General features: G+C 31.2%; 14 protein-coding genes. All 14 read right to left on the bottom strand.

Annotation, left to right across the window (positions count from 1 at the left end):
• Nucleotides 1-11 precede the first annotated feature (11 nt).
• The 14 genes from KQI86_RS12860 to KQI86_RS12795 all read right to left on the bottom strand — a co-directional run bounded on the left by KQI86_RS12860 (nucleotide 12) and on the right by KQI86_RS12795 (nucleotide 14522).
• A complete protein-coding gene (locus KQI86_RS12860) occupies nucleotides 12-1178 on the bottom strand; it encodes an iron-containing alcohol dehydrogenase (protein WP_216439789.1) in 1167 nt (388 codons plus the stop codon).
• A gap of 119 nt (nucleotides 1179-1297) precedes the next feature.
• The gene (locus KQI86_RS12855; RefSeq protein ID WP_216439788.1) at nucleotides 1298-2473 is read right to left on the bottom strand and encodes an NAD(P)-dependent malic enzyme; all 1176 of its coding nucleotides are present in this window, start codon (nucleotides 2471-2473) and stop codon (nucleotides 1298-1300) included.
• 137 nt (nucleotides 2474-2610) lie between these two features.
• The gene (locus tag KQI86_RS12850) at nucleotides 2611-2793 is read right to left on the bottom strand and encodes a hypothetical protein (RefSeq protein WP_216439787.1); all 183 of its coding nucleotides are present in this window, start codon (nucleotides 2791-2793) and stop codon (nucleotides 2611-2613) included.
• A 107-nt stretch (nucleotides 2794-2900) separates the two neighbouring features.
• Complete coding sequence (gene citS / locus KQI86_RS12845; RefSeq protein ID WP_216439786.1) at nucleotides 2901-4259, bottom strand: citrate/sodium symporter CitS; 1359 nt, start codon at nucleotides 4257-4259, stop codon at nucleotides 2901-2903.
• An 80-nt stretch (nucleotides 4260-4339) separates the two neighbouring features.
• A complete protein-coding gene (citF, locus tag KQI86_RS12840; RefSeq protein ID WP_216439785.1) occupies nucleotides 4340-5893 on the bottom strand; it encodes a citrate lyase subunit alpha in 1554 nt (517 codons plus the stop codon).
• The gene (locus KQI86_RS12835) at nucleotides 5883-6791 is read right to left on the bottom strand and encodes an aldolase/citrate lyase family protein (RefSeq protein WP_216439784.1); all 909 of its coding nucleotides are present in this window, start codon (nucleotides 6789-6791) and stop codon (nucleotides 5883-5885) included. Before KQI86_RS12835 ends, citF begins: the two co-directional genes overlap by 11 nt.
• Nucleotides 6792-6805: 14 nt before the next feature.
• Nucleotides 6806-7090: a citrate lyase acyl carrier protein gene (gene citD / locus KQI86_RS12830; RefSeq protein ID WP_216439783.1), complete on the bottom strand. Its 285-nt coding sequence runs from the start codon at nucleotides 7088-7090 to the stop codon at nucleotides 6806-6808.
• A gap of 246 nt (nucleotides 7091-7336) precedes the next feature.
• Nucleotides 7337-8002: a GntR family transcriptional regulator gene (locus tag KQI86_RS12825; protein ID WP_216439782.1), complete on the bottom strand. Its 666-nt coding sequence runs from the start codon at nucleotides 8000-8002 to the stop codon at nucleotides 7337-7339.
• 210 nt (nucleotides 8003-8212) lie between these two features.
• Nucleotides 8213-8977 carry a MerR family transcriptional regulator gene (locus KQI86_RS12820; protein ID WP_216439781.1) on the bottom strand — a complete coding sequence of 255 codons (765 nt, stop codon included), beginning with the start codon at nucleotides 8975-8977 and terminating at the stop codon, nucleotides 8213-8215.
• A 96-nt stretch (nucleotides 8978-9073) separates the two neighbouring features.
• On the bottom strand, nucleotides 9074-10720 hold the full coding sequence (gene abc-f / locus KQI86_RS12815; protein WP_216439780.1) for a ribosomal protection-like ABC-F family protein: 1647 nt from the start codon (nucleotides 10718-10720) through the stop codon (nucleotides 9074-9076).
• Nucleotides 10721-11101: 381 nt separating this feature from the next.
• On the bottom strand, nucleotides 11102-11536 hold the full coding sequence (locus KQI86_RS12810; RefSeq protein WP_216439779.1) for a MarR family winged helix-turn-helix transcriptional regulator: 435 nt from the start codon (nucleotides 11534-11536) through the stop codon (nucleotides 11102-11104).
• A 20-nt stretch (nucleotides 11537-11556) separates the two neighbouring features.
• On the bottom strand, nucleotides 11557-12117 hold the full coding sequence (locus KQI86_RS12805; RefSeq protein ID WP_216439778.1) for a GNAT family N-acetyltransferase: 561 nt from the start codon (nucleotides 12115-12117) through the stop codon (nucleotides 11557-11559).
• Nucleotides 12118-12201: 84 nt separating this feature from the next.
• Complete coding sequence (locus KQI86_RS12800) at nucleotides 12202-13104, bottom strand: DUF2156 domain-containing protein (RefSeq protein ID WP_216440226.1); 903 nt, start codon at nucleotides 13102-13104, stop codon at nucleotides 12202-12204.
• Between the two features lie 344 nt (nucleotides 13105-13448).
• Entirely contained in the window at nucleotides 13449-14522 is a 1074-nt protein-coding gene (locus KQI86_RS12795) for a tetratricopeptide repeat-containing glycosyltransferase family 2 protein (protein WP_216439777.1), read from the bottom strand.
• Nucleotides 14523-14635: the final 113 nt, after the last annotated feature.

The raw sequence follows: 14635 nt of genomic DNA, 5'->3' as shown, positions 1-14635 counted from the left end.
AATTTCTGTTATTATAACGCTAAACGATATATTTTTTCCACATCATCAGCAGTTAGTGATACCAAACTACCTAGAGAATCATTATCCCTCATTAATTTATTTACCATTTCGGGAATGTCACTTTCCTTTGCTCCAATTTCATCAAAGGTTAATGGCATACCAATTGACTTTAAGAAGCTTTCAAATCTATGAATTCCTTCTAGTGCAGTCTTTTCAGGGTTTTCAAAGTCCATTTCGCATCCCCATACACGAACTGCCATTTGAGCAAATTTGCCTACAGCATTTTTCATCACGTATTTCATCCATGCTGGGAAAATAACTGCAAGCCCTGCTCCATGTGCAACATCATACATAGCTGATAATTCATGTTCTATACGATGACTGCTCCAATCTTGAACACGTCCTACTCCACAAATATTATTATGAGCAACCATTCCTGCCCACATTATATTTGCTCTGGCACTATAATTTTCTGGGTCTTCGATAACTGTAGGCACTTCTTTGATCATTGTCAATAGCACTGCCTCACAAAGTCTATCCGTTATCTCAACATCTTTAGTATTGGTAAAGTATCTTTCAAATACATGTGCCATAATATCTGTAGCACCACAAGCTGTTTGATATTTAGACAAAGTAACCGTTAGTTCTGGATTTAATATTGAGAATACTGGTCTAAGTACATCTCCACCTGCACTACGCTTTAACATACCCTTTTCATGGGTTATAACAGATCCGCTTGAACCCTCGCTACCTGCCGCTGAAATTGTCAAAATAGTTCCCACTGGAATTGCATCTGTTATCTCTTTGCCCTCATAGAAGTCCCAAAAATCCCCATCATATTTTGCTCCTGCTGCTATTGCTTTTGCAGAATCAATGGTACTTCCTCCACCAACAGCTAGAATAAAATCTATATTTTCATCTTTACAAAGCTTTATTCCCTCATAAACAAGTCCACTTCTTGGATTTGGTTTTACACCACCTAAAGTTGTGTATTCTATACCAATTTCTGAAAGTGATTTTACAACTCTATCCAATAAACCGCTTTTAACGATTGAACCACCACCGTAATGAATTAAAACCTTAGTCCCACCAAAGCGCTTCACATATTTACCTACTTGATTTTCTGTTTCTTTCCCAAAAACAAAATATGTTGGGCTGTAAAATGTAAAGTTGTTCATATTATAATCCTCCTCGTATAATAAATTTATACTACTATGTTAATTTTATTATATCATAGTATAAATAGTAATATAAAAAATATAATAGAAGGCTTTCTAAAAATATAAATTTTTATATTTTACTTAGTTAACCCAAGTTCCTTTGCTACTTTTATTACTGCATTTGCCACAGCATTACAAACTCCATCTTCAAATACACTAGGAACTATATATTCTTCATTTAATCTTTCTTCTTTTATTAAATCAGCAAGTCCCTTTGCTGCTGCAATTTTCATTTCATCAGATATATCCGTTGCCCTAACCTTCAAAGCTCCTTTAAATATTCCTGGGAATACTAATACGTTATTAATTTGATTTGGGAAGTCAGACCTACCCGTAGCTATTATTCTTGCTCCTCCTGCTTTCGCTTCATCTGGCATTATTTCTGGAGTAGGATTAGCTAGAGCAAAAACTACACTATCTTTATTCATTGTTTTAACCATTTCTTTAGTTAGTACATTTCCATCGGAAACTCCTATAAATACATCCTTGTTCTTAATTACATCTTCTAATTTACCCTTTTCAAAATTTCTATTAGTTACTTTTGCAATTTCTTGTTGAGCTCCATTTAATGAAGTATCGCCTTCAATTACGGCCCCCTGTAAGTCACATAGAATTATATCTTTAACACCTGCTACCCTTAAAAGCTTGGCTACTGCAATACCAGATGCACCGGCTCCATTTATAACTATTTTTATTTCCTCTATTTTTTTATTTAATATCTTCAATCCATTATATAAGCCGGCTAATACAGCAATGGAGGTGCCGTGTTGATCATCATGGTATACTGGAATATCTAATTGTTCTTTTAGTTTATCTTCAATATAAAAACATTCAGGAGCTTTTATGTCCTCAAGATGAATACCTCCAAAGCCTGGGGCTATATTTTTTATGGTATTTACTATATCATTAGAATCTGTAGAATCTATACTAATGGGTATTGCATCCACTTCTCCAAACCTTTTTAGCAGCAATGCTTTACCTTCAATTACTGGAAGAGATGCTTCTGGCCCTATATCTCCTAATCCAAGCACTGCTGTTCCATTGGAAACAACTGCTACAGTCTTTCCTTTTATGGTATATTTATATGCATTATTCTTATCCTTAGCTATCTCTAAACAAGGTGCAGCTACTCCTGGAGTATAAGCCAAAGCCAAGTCTTGTCCATTTTCAATTGGTATAGTTCCTACTACCTCTAACTTTCCCCTTTTCTCTTCATGGATTTTTAAAGCTTGCCCTCTTACATCTAAACTCATATTTTTTTGTCAAACTGGGTAAAAACACCCTAGTTCAACTACACCTCCTTCTACGTTTCTATAAGTTATCCTAAATTCCTCTCTACATCAACATAATTCATATGATCATCTTTTATCATAATCCAACTCTTAATCTATTAAATGTTTCTAATAAGAGCAACAAATATAAGAGCTAAAATGAAATAAAGTACTATCAGCATACCATCCTTTAAACTCTTAACCCTGTATACCTTTTTTCTTTTGGATATTTCAAAAGCTTCACTGAACAAACCCTCTCGCCTTGCTTCTTCTGCTAATTTCTTTATAGTCTTTTTCCCCATTTTAACACCTCTCATATTAGATAGTTTCCTAATTCTATAAATAAATCTAATTCAATAGTTTGTTTAAAAAGAGTGTTGAAAATCAACACTCTTTTACTTTTTATCTCCTAAAAGAATATACCAAATAGTATGCTTGCGATGACAAGCATTAGTCCACCGCCGAGACGAGATGATATTTGTGCAAATGACATTAAGTCCATACGTTTTGCCGCTGTTAAAACAGCTACGTCTCCAGATCCTCCACGGTTTGCCATACAAAGCCCTGCAGTTATTGCTGTTTCAATTGGATAGAATCCTACTAGCCATCCAATTAAACCTGAACCCACTATAGCTCCAAAAACTATAAGTGCTGCTATAACAACATTTCCAAAGGTAAATGCTGCTATCAACTCTCCAAGATCTGTTAATGCTATTCCAACTCCAACCATTACTACTATTGTAAATTGCTTTGAGAAGAATCCCTGCAGTTTTTTAGCACCTTCTTTCAATTCTAGAGGTATAACATTAGCTACATTAGCAACTGCTACTAAGATAACCATCCATGCAAATCTGTGTATATCTATTTTTACATTAGTTCCAAATACAGTGAACTCAGGTATTATTATAATCTTTGAAAATATGTTTCCTAATACATAAAATGCACAAGATAATATTAACCCAACTGCAACTTCTCTAGCAGTAACCTTAATCTCTACTTTTTCTTCTAACTTCGAAATATCGTCTGCTGTTCTAATTAATTCACCATGTCCATTAAATTTTTCCCCTGCTTTTGTTTCTCCAAGTTTGCTTAATACGGAAGCTGAAAATATAGCTATTATGTTGGCTATAGTTAATATTGATAATGCAAAGGATAACCATGCCGCTGGGTCCCCTCCTGTAACACTAGCATATATTTCACTCATTGGTATAGCTCCCGCTCCAGTTCCTCCACCCATTATAGGTAAAACATACTTTGTAGCAACTTCGCTAGCAGGTATACCAAATACTACCCCTCCTAAGATTCCAAATACAAAGGCAGCGATAATTCCTCCAATTATTGCTGGAATGTATCCTAAGAATGCCTTCATTAATAATTTACGATTAACTGATAATATCGAACCTGTTATAAGTACTGAAATGAATAAATCCAAAAAGTCAGTTGTATCCATAAATAATTTTACAGTTTCAACACTCTTCTCCGGTATTACACCCCAATAAACTAATGCCGCTGCGCCTAAGAATGCTAATATAGGTCCTCCACCAACATATTCATTCCATATAGGAATTCTGTCACCTATAAATCCAAATAATATACCCACTGTATAAAGTAATGCAAAACCTCCTACTATGTTGTTAGGCAAAAATCCCTTTGCGGCTGCAAATATAACTGTTAATGAAACTCCAGCCAAAATATACCATGGCATTCCAAATACTTTAAAGGTTTCTTTCATTTCTTTAGTCGTTTTTGTAACCGTTGTTGTAGACATTTTAATTTTCCTCCCCCAAATTTATTTTTAAATTGTAAGAGATGTTTTATAGCACCTCTTACAATTTAATGAACAACTGATTATTGCTTCCTCTTTCTGATTACGTCTATTATACTTCCATCTCTATACTCTACTACCGCTACAACTTCATCACTGAACTCTATTTCCTTTGGAGTTCCTAATAATCTTGTAGAAATTTTTCTTAACTCTTCCATTGTTATAAGTGGAAGACCCGCTTTTGTAAATTTCTCAATTAAATCTTTACGTCTTGGATTAACAGTTACTCCATAATCAGTTACAAGTATATCTACAGTGCTTCCTGGAGTAACAACAGTAGTAACCTTATCAATTACTGTTGATATCCTTCCACGAGTAAGTGGAGCAACTACTATAGAAACCTTAGCCATTGCTGCAGTATCACTATGTCCTCCTGAAGCAGCTCTTATAACTCCATCAGATCCTGATATAACATTTACATTAAAATCCACATCTATTTCCAATGCGCTTAATATAACGAAATCTAACTTGTTCACTGCTGCTGATTTATTAAATGGATTGGCATAAAAGTCTGCACTTATTTCAACATGTTTTTCATTTTTACCTATAGATTCTGCCGCAGATAAATCAAAGCATTGTACATCAAATAATGTATCAACTAAGCCTTCTTCTAATAAATCAACCATTGGTTTAGTTATTCCACCTAAGGCATAACTAAGCTTTATGTTTCTCTTTTTGGCTTCATCTTTTACAAATCTAGTAACTGCAAGAGCTGCCCCCCCTGAACCAGTTTGCATTGAAAAACCATCAACAAATAGTCCCGTAGCTAACATAACATCTGAAACTCTCTTAGCCATTAATAATTCCTTTGGATTAGATGTAAGTCTAGTTGCACCTGACATTATCCCTTTAGAATCTCCAATCTCATCAACTACAACTACATAATCAACTAATGTCTGTGGAATGCTTTGTGGAAAGTTAGGATAATCAACTAATGTATCTGTAACAACTATAACCTTATCTGCATACTCTGCATCTACTTTAGCATATCCCATGGATCCACATATAGATTTTCCTTTAACACCATTGGCATTCCCCATACAGTCCGATGATGGCGCAGCAATGAATGCAATATCTATTTTTATTTCACCTTCACATATAGCTCTAGCTCTTCCACCATGAGAACGTATTACTGCTGGATGTTTTCCTAATATTCCTTCTGATATTTCCGATGCCAATCTTCCTCTTATACCACTAGTTTCTATTCTTGTAACTACACCGCTCTTTATATATTCAACAAGTTCTTCATGAGCACTTGTTAGTGAGCTTGCAGCTATTCTTAAATCTTTAACTCCCATTTCTGCTAGGATTTCTACAACCATCATAACTAGTTTATCCCCAGCTCTAAAATGATGGTGGAAAGAAATTGTCATTCCATCCTTTATACCTGCATTTTCTATTGCTTCCTTTAAGGATTCTGCTAGCTTGTCTCTCTTTACTTTTTCTTTTATATTTTCACTTTCACTATGACCCATAGTCCCTTCTGGATGGTAAGTGAATGGCTCAACATAAGGCCTTCTATCCTCATAACCCTCTATACTTTTTAATAAAATCTCATTTACTCTTTTAGATTTCATCGCAGTCACCCCCTACTTTAACACCAGCGGCTTTTGCTAATGCTAAAACATGATTTGCCCTATCTATTATAGGTTTGTCTACCATTTTTCCGTCTACAGTGAACACTCCTTTGTTTTCTCTTATAGCTTCTTCTGTCGCCACTACTATTTTATAAGCTTTTTGTATTTCCTTTTCTGATGGAGTATACACTGAATGAATAAGTTCTATTTGTCTTGGGTGTATTAATGATTTGCCATCAAAACCTAATTGTTTTATAAGTTTCGCTTCTCTTAAGAAACCTTCATCATTATTCACATCTGAATATACTGAATCTAATGCTGAGATACCAGCGGCTCTAGCAGCCATAGCTATCATCCCTCTTGCTGTAAACATCTCAAATCCTTCCTGTGAACGGTTTGTCTTCATACTGGTTACAAAGTCTTCTCCTCCTATTGCCATGGCCACAAGTCTTTTTGAAGAAGTCGCAATTTCATATGCGTTTAAAACTCCTAGAGGTGATTCTATAGCAACCATTATTTTAGTTGAACCAATTTCTATTCCCGCTTCTTTTTCTATTTTTTCTACATGTTTTTCAACTTCAAGTACATCCTGTGGAGTTTCTGTTTTTGGTATTCTAATTATATCTGGTTGAGCTAAAACTACTGCTTCTAAGTCCTTCAATCCAAAGTCAGTATCTAATCCATTTATCCTAACTACAGTTTCTATATTTAGTTCTTTATAATAATCTCTTAGCTTTTTTAACATGTTATGAACTAAGAAACGAGCTGAATCCTTCTCAGTAATTGAAATGGAATCTTCTAAGTCAAACATTACTGAATCAGGTCTATATACGTGTACGTCTCTAATTAGACCCGGGTTATTACCAGGAACAAACAACATCGAACGTCTAAGCTTCATTTCTCCTTCCCCCTTTATACCCATTTAAAATCTGTTGATTGTGCTGATCTGTATACTGCAGTATGAACTCTACTTATAATTACTGGATCTATTGCACCTTTATCATTAGCAAGTATTTTTGCATTTTTAATCCCTAATGAATTTAAAGTTTCTCTAATAACAGATTCTATTTGCTCTCCAAATTGAGCCATAACAGTGCTACTCAATTCAATATCTATACCATCATTATCTGGCTCTATTATTATTTGAATATCACTTGACTCTAAAGTCCCCGCTTTAGCTACTACCTTGAGTTCCATGTAAAATCCTCCCTTTCCCCTAGCTCTTTATGCATCTCATTCCTTATGGATATACATTTAATGACATTGTATGCAATATTATTGAATTGTATACCGTTATTAGTTATTGTATACTATTATTCCAGTAATTTCAATAGTGTTTTTAGAAAATTTAGTAATATTATGAATTTTAACTCAATTAAATTTTTAATTAAGTTAAAATAAAAAACATGGATAATGTATTCCATCATCCATGTCTTTTATATTTTATATTTTCCCTATAAATGCATTTTTCGCATTTATAACATGTTCTCTAGCTAATCTTTCCGCTAATGATTCATCGCCTTTTTCTATCGCCTCTACTATTCCTTTATGTTCTAAAAGAGCTTTTTCTTTTCTAACATTGTTAGCCAGACTTATTTTTCTCATGCTTTTTAGATATTCATATATATGCTCTAACTTTTCTATAAGTCTTTTGTTTTTTGAGGACTTTAGTATTATTTTATTATATTCATTGTGAGACTTAATATAGTTATCATTGTCATTTTCATCAATACATCTTCTCATTGTCTCAATTATTTCTTTTAACCTTAATATTTCTATTCTTGAGATATTTAAACATGCCTTTCTTACTGCTAATCCTTCTAGCACTTCTCTTATATCATAAATTTCCATAGCATCTTCTTTGCTAATGCCCTTTACTAAGGTTCCCTTTCTAGCAATATTTATAGCTAATCCTTCTATTTCTAACTGTCGCAAAGCTTCTCTAACTGGTGTTCTACTAACTCCCATACTTTTAGCTATATTATTCTCAACCAACCTATCTCCTGGTTTTAATTTTTTATCGAAAATAGCAGCTCTAAGTTCTTCAAGAATAATTTCTCTTGCAGATCTTGAATCGTTATCATCAATCTTTTCAAAAATATGTTCCATAAATTCAACTTCCTTAATAAATCATTATATTTAAACTTATACTTCCATTATTACATACTTACTTTATTTTTAAAAATTCTTTTATAGAATATATTATAAGTTAATTTATACCATAATTCAAGTTTGAGTGTCTATACACATATTAACAATATACATATAAAAAGAGACTGATTAAAAACCAGTCCCTTTTATCTAATCTGTTATGAAATATTATTCTTTCATCCCTGTATAAATTAAAATTGCATCTCTTAAAAACACTGCTGTTCCAGGCTGTTTTTTATCATAATATGCTGTGAATCTTTCATCATCAACATACATTTGAGCAAGACCAGCGTGTGCCTCTTTACTGTATTCACTCCAATAAAATGTTAACCATTGCTTGTGCAAATCAGCCGCTCTTTGAGCTATATCACTAGCTGGATCACCGGTTTTAAAAGCTTCTTCTAATGTTGATATTACCTCTTCCGCTAAACTTGTTACTTTATCATATTCTTCTTGAGTCATGTTCATTAATTTTGCATTTGATTTCTCAACTACGTTCTTGCCGTATTTTTCTCGAATTTCCTCACCATATTTCTCCTCATTATCACGGATCATCTTTTGTTTAAAACCCTCAAACTTTTCTTTATCACTCATCTCAACTCTCCCTTCTGTTAAAGCTATAGTTTTATTTACATTAGCTATTAACAAATCTAATTGTTCTCTCTTCTCCAGGAGCTTTTCACGATGTTCTTTAAGTGCAACTATTTCATCAAAGGAAGGTGACATTATTATATTTTTTATATTATCTAAACTTACGCCTAATTCTCTGTAAAAAAGTATTTGTTGTAATCTATCAACTTCTCTTTGACCATAAATTCGATATCCTGATGAATTAATTCTTGCCGGCTTAAGAATTCCTATTTCATCATAATACCTAAGTGTTCTAGTGCTAATACCTGCTAATCTACTTAGCTTTTGCACTGTATATTCCATACGCTTACCCCCTTCCAATATTACTCTACACCTTTACGCTGCGTTAATGTCAAGGGTTTTTATATAATAGTTTCTCATCCAATTTCATGTTTTTATTTATATTTTTAGCTTTAACTTTTTTAATTTATCTAATACTTCATAATACTCTTTATCTAGCGCTACTATATCATCCTTCTTTGATGGCATAGATAATCTTCCTATGATTTCTGAAAGTCGATTCTGTAGTATAAAAATTTGTTTTTCAATATCATCTTTATCCTTATCTAAACACATACTTTTGCTAGATAAGTATTCCTGGTAGTTTCCTTTAAATATTTTTATTTTATGGTTCTCTATGGTCATTATATTATCCGCAACAGACTCTACAAATCTTCTATCATGAGAAACAAACAATAAGGTTCTATCATATTCTCTAAGAAGTTTCTCTACCACTTCGAGAGAGTTTATATCCATATAATTAGTAGGTTCATCTAATATAAGCAAATTTATATCCTGTAATAACATCTTTGCAAAGGACACCTTAACTCGCTCTCCTCCGCTTAGCACACTAATTTTTTTATAAATATCCTCTTCTTTAAATAATAATCTTGCTAGTAATATCCTGACAAAAGTTTCATTATATATACTACTTTCCATTACATTTTCTATTATAGTCAAGTTTTCTTGTAAAATACTCATATCTTGGCTAAAGTATCCTATCTTAGCTCCTTGTGCAATTCTTATGGAGTCATCATTATTCATTATCATTTTAATCAAAGTGCTCTTCCCACATCCATTAGATCCAATCAATGCTATTTTTGAGTTATTATATACATTAAACTCAGCATTATTAAATATAATTTTTTTATCGAATATCTTGTTTATATTTCGCCCTTCTATAATTATTTTACTATAAAGTTTATTTGAATCTGCAATATCTAGCTTAATATGCTCTTGTTTCTTAGGCTTTTCCTTAATTTCAAGATGTTCTATTCTTTTCTCAACATTTTTCATTGCCCTCTCAAGATTTGCTTTCGATCTTTGGTCTCCCATCTTATGAAGTCTAGCTTCTGAATTTCCCATTCTTTTAGGAGCACTTTTCACACTCTTTACCTTTTCCTTAGTATCAGTAATTACTGCTTGAAGTCGTCTTTTTTCTTTCATATACTCCTCATATTCAAATTGAGCTCTATCCATCTCCTGTCTTTTTTGAATAACATAATCGCTATAATTTCCTTTATATATTTTTATTTTGCCATACTCTATCTCCAATATTTTGTTACACAATTTATCTAAAAAATTTCTATCATGAGATATAAGAACCAATGCACCTTTATATTCTCCAAACTTTTTTTCCATAAGCTCAATGCCCTCTATATCTACATTACTAGTAGGCTCATCTGCAAATATCAACAAACTATTGCGGCTTAAACCATCGGCAAGCTTAAACCTAGTCTTTTCTCCTCCACTCATATTTTCATTCCAAATATTTGCAACACCAAATTTTGAAGCCATTTCATTACTAATGCTTTTATTTTCTGGTTTTTCTAACTGAGATATATATGAGTATTTTTCATATAACTTAACCCATCCTTCATCAGGTTCCAATCTTTTACTAAGTATATTGATTAATGTGGTTTTACCCACTCCATTTACACCTACAATCCCTATTCTGTCCTCAGAATAAACTTTTAAATTTTCTATATCTAGTATTAATCTATTGCCAAAATATTTTTTAACATTGCTGCATTCCATTAATAACATAAAAAATCCCCTCCTTGTAATCTGGAGAGGATAGCGTCATAACTATATAACAACCCTAATATATTTTGAATAAAATGTTATTAATACGCATTAATACACACTAATATTCAAATAACAAATTAAGGTAAAAAACACACTATATGAACAAACTATCAACAGTTATAAGAACACTATCCACTCACAAAATTAAATAAAATGCATGACAATAAAGCCTTTATTTAAGACTTTATTTAATTTTTCATTTTACATAAATTAAAGTGAATTACATTCTCATTTCTACCAATACCTTGCCCTTTCTTAAAATAAAATTTATTAATTTTAATATAATTATATATATAACTTATGTTACTGTCAATTTATAGGTTTTAATATAGATAAGCTTTAAAAATTTTCTTCAAGCTTTATACCTATTTTATCTATTGTCTCTATAAGCTGTTTTTCTTTTTCATAGCTAAGTATTTTTGAGTATCTTTCATGTAAATTGCTCCATGCTTTATCAATATCAGGTTGCAACTTTTGCCCTTTTTCTGTAGGATATATACGACAATTTTTACCTTCACATTTTCTTATTACTAACCCCTTAACTTCTAATTTATCTATAAATCTAGTTATAGTTGATGGAGTCATGTGAAGTGCTTCTCCAATTTCCTTTTGTCCTACACCTTTATTAACATTAACTATATTAATTAGCAAAGCATAAGTAGGTGACAAACCTGTTATTTCAAATTCTTCCTCAGCCATTTTACCAATTACTCTAGATAATTTATTTACTGTAAAATACAAGCAATTGGATAATGATGGTTCTGTATCTGCCATTAAAATTATCCCTTTCTAATTTATATTAGTTTTCTTTTTATATTTTCTTCCCATTCTGTTTTAAGTATTCCATATAAGTACATATCATATCTTTTACTATCTCTATTAATAAACTCTCTAAATATACCTTCTTTTACAAACCCTAACTTTTCATATAGGTTTATGGCAGGCTTATTGTATTCTAATACGTACAAGTATATTTTATGAAAATTTAACTCTTCAAATCCAAACTCCATGGTTAAATACATAGCCTCTTCCCCTATGCCTTGCCCTCTGTATTTTTCATTACCTAAGCCTATATATATTAGAGCTGTCCCATTGTTCCATAGAACATTTTCAAAACCCGTAACTCCAATAAATTCGCCATTTTCAATATGCCTTATAGCGAATATATATTTGTCGCTGGCTCCCTTTATTTCATTTAACATTTCTAAAACTTCTTCACTATTTTTAGGTACCGCACTTATCACATCATAGTTTCTCATAAAATGGGTATCATTGTACCATTGTGTAAATTGAGTTACGTCTTCTTTCTCTATAGCTGTAAGTTTCACTTTTTTTCCTTCTAATAATTTTTTCATAAAATCACCTTTTCAATAAACTAGCCTTCAAATAAATTAAATATTTAATTTGAAGGTTATTATTTCTTCTAATCTTCTAATTTTCTAATAACAATTAAGAATAAACTTTTTTTCTAGTTTAACTGGGTAATAAGAAAGTTTAGCCTTCCTAAGTCCCTCTATACCTAAGTCCTGTTCCCTATTTATTATTTCCACATCACTGAAACATTTGTCTATGAATGTTTTATTAATAAAGCTATAAATTCCATTGTAGTTTATGTCACCTTTCTCTATATGAATAACTGCTAATTTATCATTAAGTTTTTCCCCTAAGCTAAAAGCTGCAACTTCATTATCTACATAAACCGCTATTCCTTTCAAGTTAAATAAATCCATATTTCTAATCATATCTTTTATAGCTAAATTTTCATAATAAAGCATTTTATCATTGTTATTATTTTCATCATACCATTTTTCTGAAGCCTTTATTACATCCTTAATAACTTCTTCATTTAGTATTTCTTTTACTTCATAATCATAGTTCTTAACGAAAGAATTATAGTGATTTTTCTTTCTGTGAAATTTTTTTCCTGATAGCTTTATTAATTTTTCTGCTTCATATAAATAATCAAAATTATCTCTATCTTCTTCAATACAAGCCTCTCGTATTTCCATGCTCAAAGATTTTAATTTCTCTATAAAATCTTCCTCTAAATCTTTAAATAAATACTCCATACTATTCTCTTTTTTATATTGTGCTAAACACTCTAATATATCTTGTAAATTCTCTTCTTTATATCCTAATGGTTGCATAAAATAATAATTTCCTTCAAAATCTTGTTTCTTTATAATTAATGCATCCTTATAGATTGTATACTGAGTATTACAGGCATCTTTCCATATATATAAAGTAGTAAATGAGTATTCACAGCTTAAAAATCTATACGGATTTGTATACCTTTCAAGTATACTTTTATCCTCCAATGTAAGCTTTTTAAAATCCATTATATCAACCCTTCTATTTCATTTGATTAAAACCATATTTATTACTTGTATATACAAATAATAAATCATATTTAAAAATAAGTCAACAATTGTTAAATAAAAGCTTTTTTGCTTTAGTAGCCATTGTTTTAAAGATATTAGTGATTAAATCCCTTTGTTTATTGATTTTTCAGCCAATATTTTAATATATTTTTTATAAACTAAAAACCTACGACGTAAACATCCTAGGCTTTTCTAAATTATCAAACTTTTTTTACTTAAATTCTCATAAACTTCATCAAACATGAATTCTATATAGAATAGCTTATCTATATCTATAATGTTTAGTAGATCTTGCATCAGATTTATCATTTATTAATACTTTCAAAGTATTCTTTGTTATATGCTACAGCGGAATCGTTTGGCTTATATTCTTCGGCTTTATTATTATATTTTATAGCTTCCTCTATATTTCCAAGTTTATCATAACATACGCATAATTGCATGCATGGAATATAGTCCCAATGATCGTGGGATATGAAACCCCAGCTATCAACTGGTTTTTCTAGTTCTAGAGCTAGCTTATACCAGAATATAGCTCTCTCATAATCTTTATTATCAAAATAGTAATATCCAAGTTGGCAGCATATCTCAGCTCTTGGAGTATCATATTTAAAACTTTTTAATAAAACATCTAACATATTTTTTTTATCATTCAATTCGTTATAACAAATTGAAAGAATATAACAAGCATTTATATTATCTTCTACCCATCCTTCTTCGGTATCTAAAAATCTCTTAAAATATCTTATCGCGTTATAATATTCTTCGTTATAATATAGCTCTCTGGCGTAATAATAAAGTGCTCTAGGCGTTAAACTTACACCTTGGCATATAGCTTTTTGATAGATAGATAAATTTCTACCTTTAGCGGATTCATATTCTTTTTTATGAGTTATGCAAATATCAGAATTTATTATTTTTCCACTTACTTTTAAATATTCATGTACAGGTTCCATCCATTGGTAATTGCTTCTTCTGTTTAACAAACGTTCTCTAAAATATGATAAAGTAACATTACCGTTTTCATCAAAACCTGCATTATATTTCATCATTACTGCATCAATTCTATTATTTAAATTTTGTTTCAGCTCTTTAAATTTTTCCCTATCTTCTTCAAGAATAACATCATCAGCATCTAGCCAAAGAATGAAATCCTTTGTAGCTTTAGAAAAGGCGTAATTTCTTGCTGCAGAAAAATCATCAACCCATTCAAAATCAAATACCTTATCTGTATATCCTTTAATAATTTCTTTTGTATTATCCGTTGATCCAGTATCTACTATTATTATTTCGTCAACAATATCTTTTATAGAATCTAAACATCTAGATATGACATCCTGTTCATCTTTAACAATCATACATAAACTGATAGTTATCATTTAATCACCTCGAAAATAATTTTCTAGTACATACTATGATGCAAAATTTGATTTTGTGATTTATATCTAAATGAAACAGAAGGTAAAACCAATTGATTAAAAATATAATTGAC

This window comes from Clostridium mobile (assembly GCF_018918285.1).
Classification (GTDB): Bacteria; Bacillota; Clostridia; order Clostridiales; family Clostridiaceae; genus Clostridium_AW; species Clostridium_AW mobile.
This window is presented reverse-complemented; position numbering and strand designations above follow the sequence as displayed.

Bases quoted from the DNA above. Each gene is read 5' to 3' on its own strand.
- KQI86_RS12855 (WP_216439788.1), bottom strand. From the start codon at position 2,473: ATGAGTTTAGATGTAAGAGGGCAAGCTTTAAAAATCCATGAAGAGAAA.
- KQI86_RS12805 (WP_216439778.1), bottom strand. From the start codon at position 12,117: ATGAAAAAATTATTAGAAGGAAAAAAAGTGAAACTTACAGCTATAGAG.
- citF (WP_216439785.1), bottom strand. From the start codon at position 5,893: ATGAAATCTAAAAGAGTAAATGAGATTTTATTAAAAAGTATAGAGGGT.
- KQI86_RS12825 (WP_216439782.1), bottom strand. From the start codon at position 8,002: ATGGAACATATTTTTGAAAAGATTGATGATAACGATTCAAGATCTGCA.
- citD (WP_216439783.1), bottom strand. From the start codon at position 7,090: ATGGAACTCAAGGTAGTAGCTAAAGCGGGGACTTTAGAGTCAAGTGAT.
- abc-f (WP_216439780.1), bottom strand. From the start codon at position 10,720: ATGTTATTAATGGAATGCAGCAATGTTAAAAAATATTTTGGCAATAGA.
- KQI86_RS12860 (WP_216439789.1), bottom strand. From the start codon at position 1,178: ATGAACAACTTTACATTTTACAGCCCAACATATTTTGTTTTTGGGAAA.
- citS (WP_216439786.1), bottom strand. From the start codon at position 4,259: ATGTCTACAACAACGGTTACAAAAACGACTAAAGAAATGAAAGAAACC.
- KQI86_RS12820 (WP_216439781.1), bottom strand. From the start codon at position 8,977: ATGGAATATACAGTGCAAAAGCTAAGTAGATTAGCAGGTATTAGCACT.
- KQI86_RS12835 (WP_216439784.1), bottom strand. From the start codon at position 6,791: ATGAAGCTTAGACGTTCGATGTTGTTTGTTCCTGGTAATAACCCGGGT.
- KQI86_RS12795 (WP_216439777.1), bottom strand. From the start codon at position 14,522: ATGATAACTATCAGTTTATGTATGATTGTTAAAGATGAACAGGATGTC.
- KQI86_RS12810 (WP_216439779.1), bottom strand. From the start codon at position 11,536: ATGGCAGATACAGAACCATCATTATCCAATTGCTTGTATTTTACAGTA.
- KQI86_RS12850 (WP_216439787.1), bottom strand. From the start codon at position 2,793: ATGGGGAAAAAGACTATAAAGAAATTAGCAGAAGAAGCAAGGCGAGAG.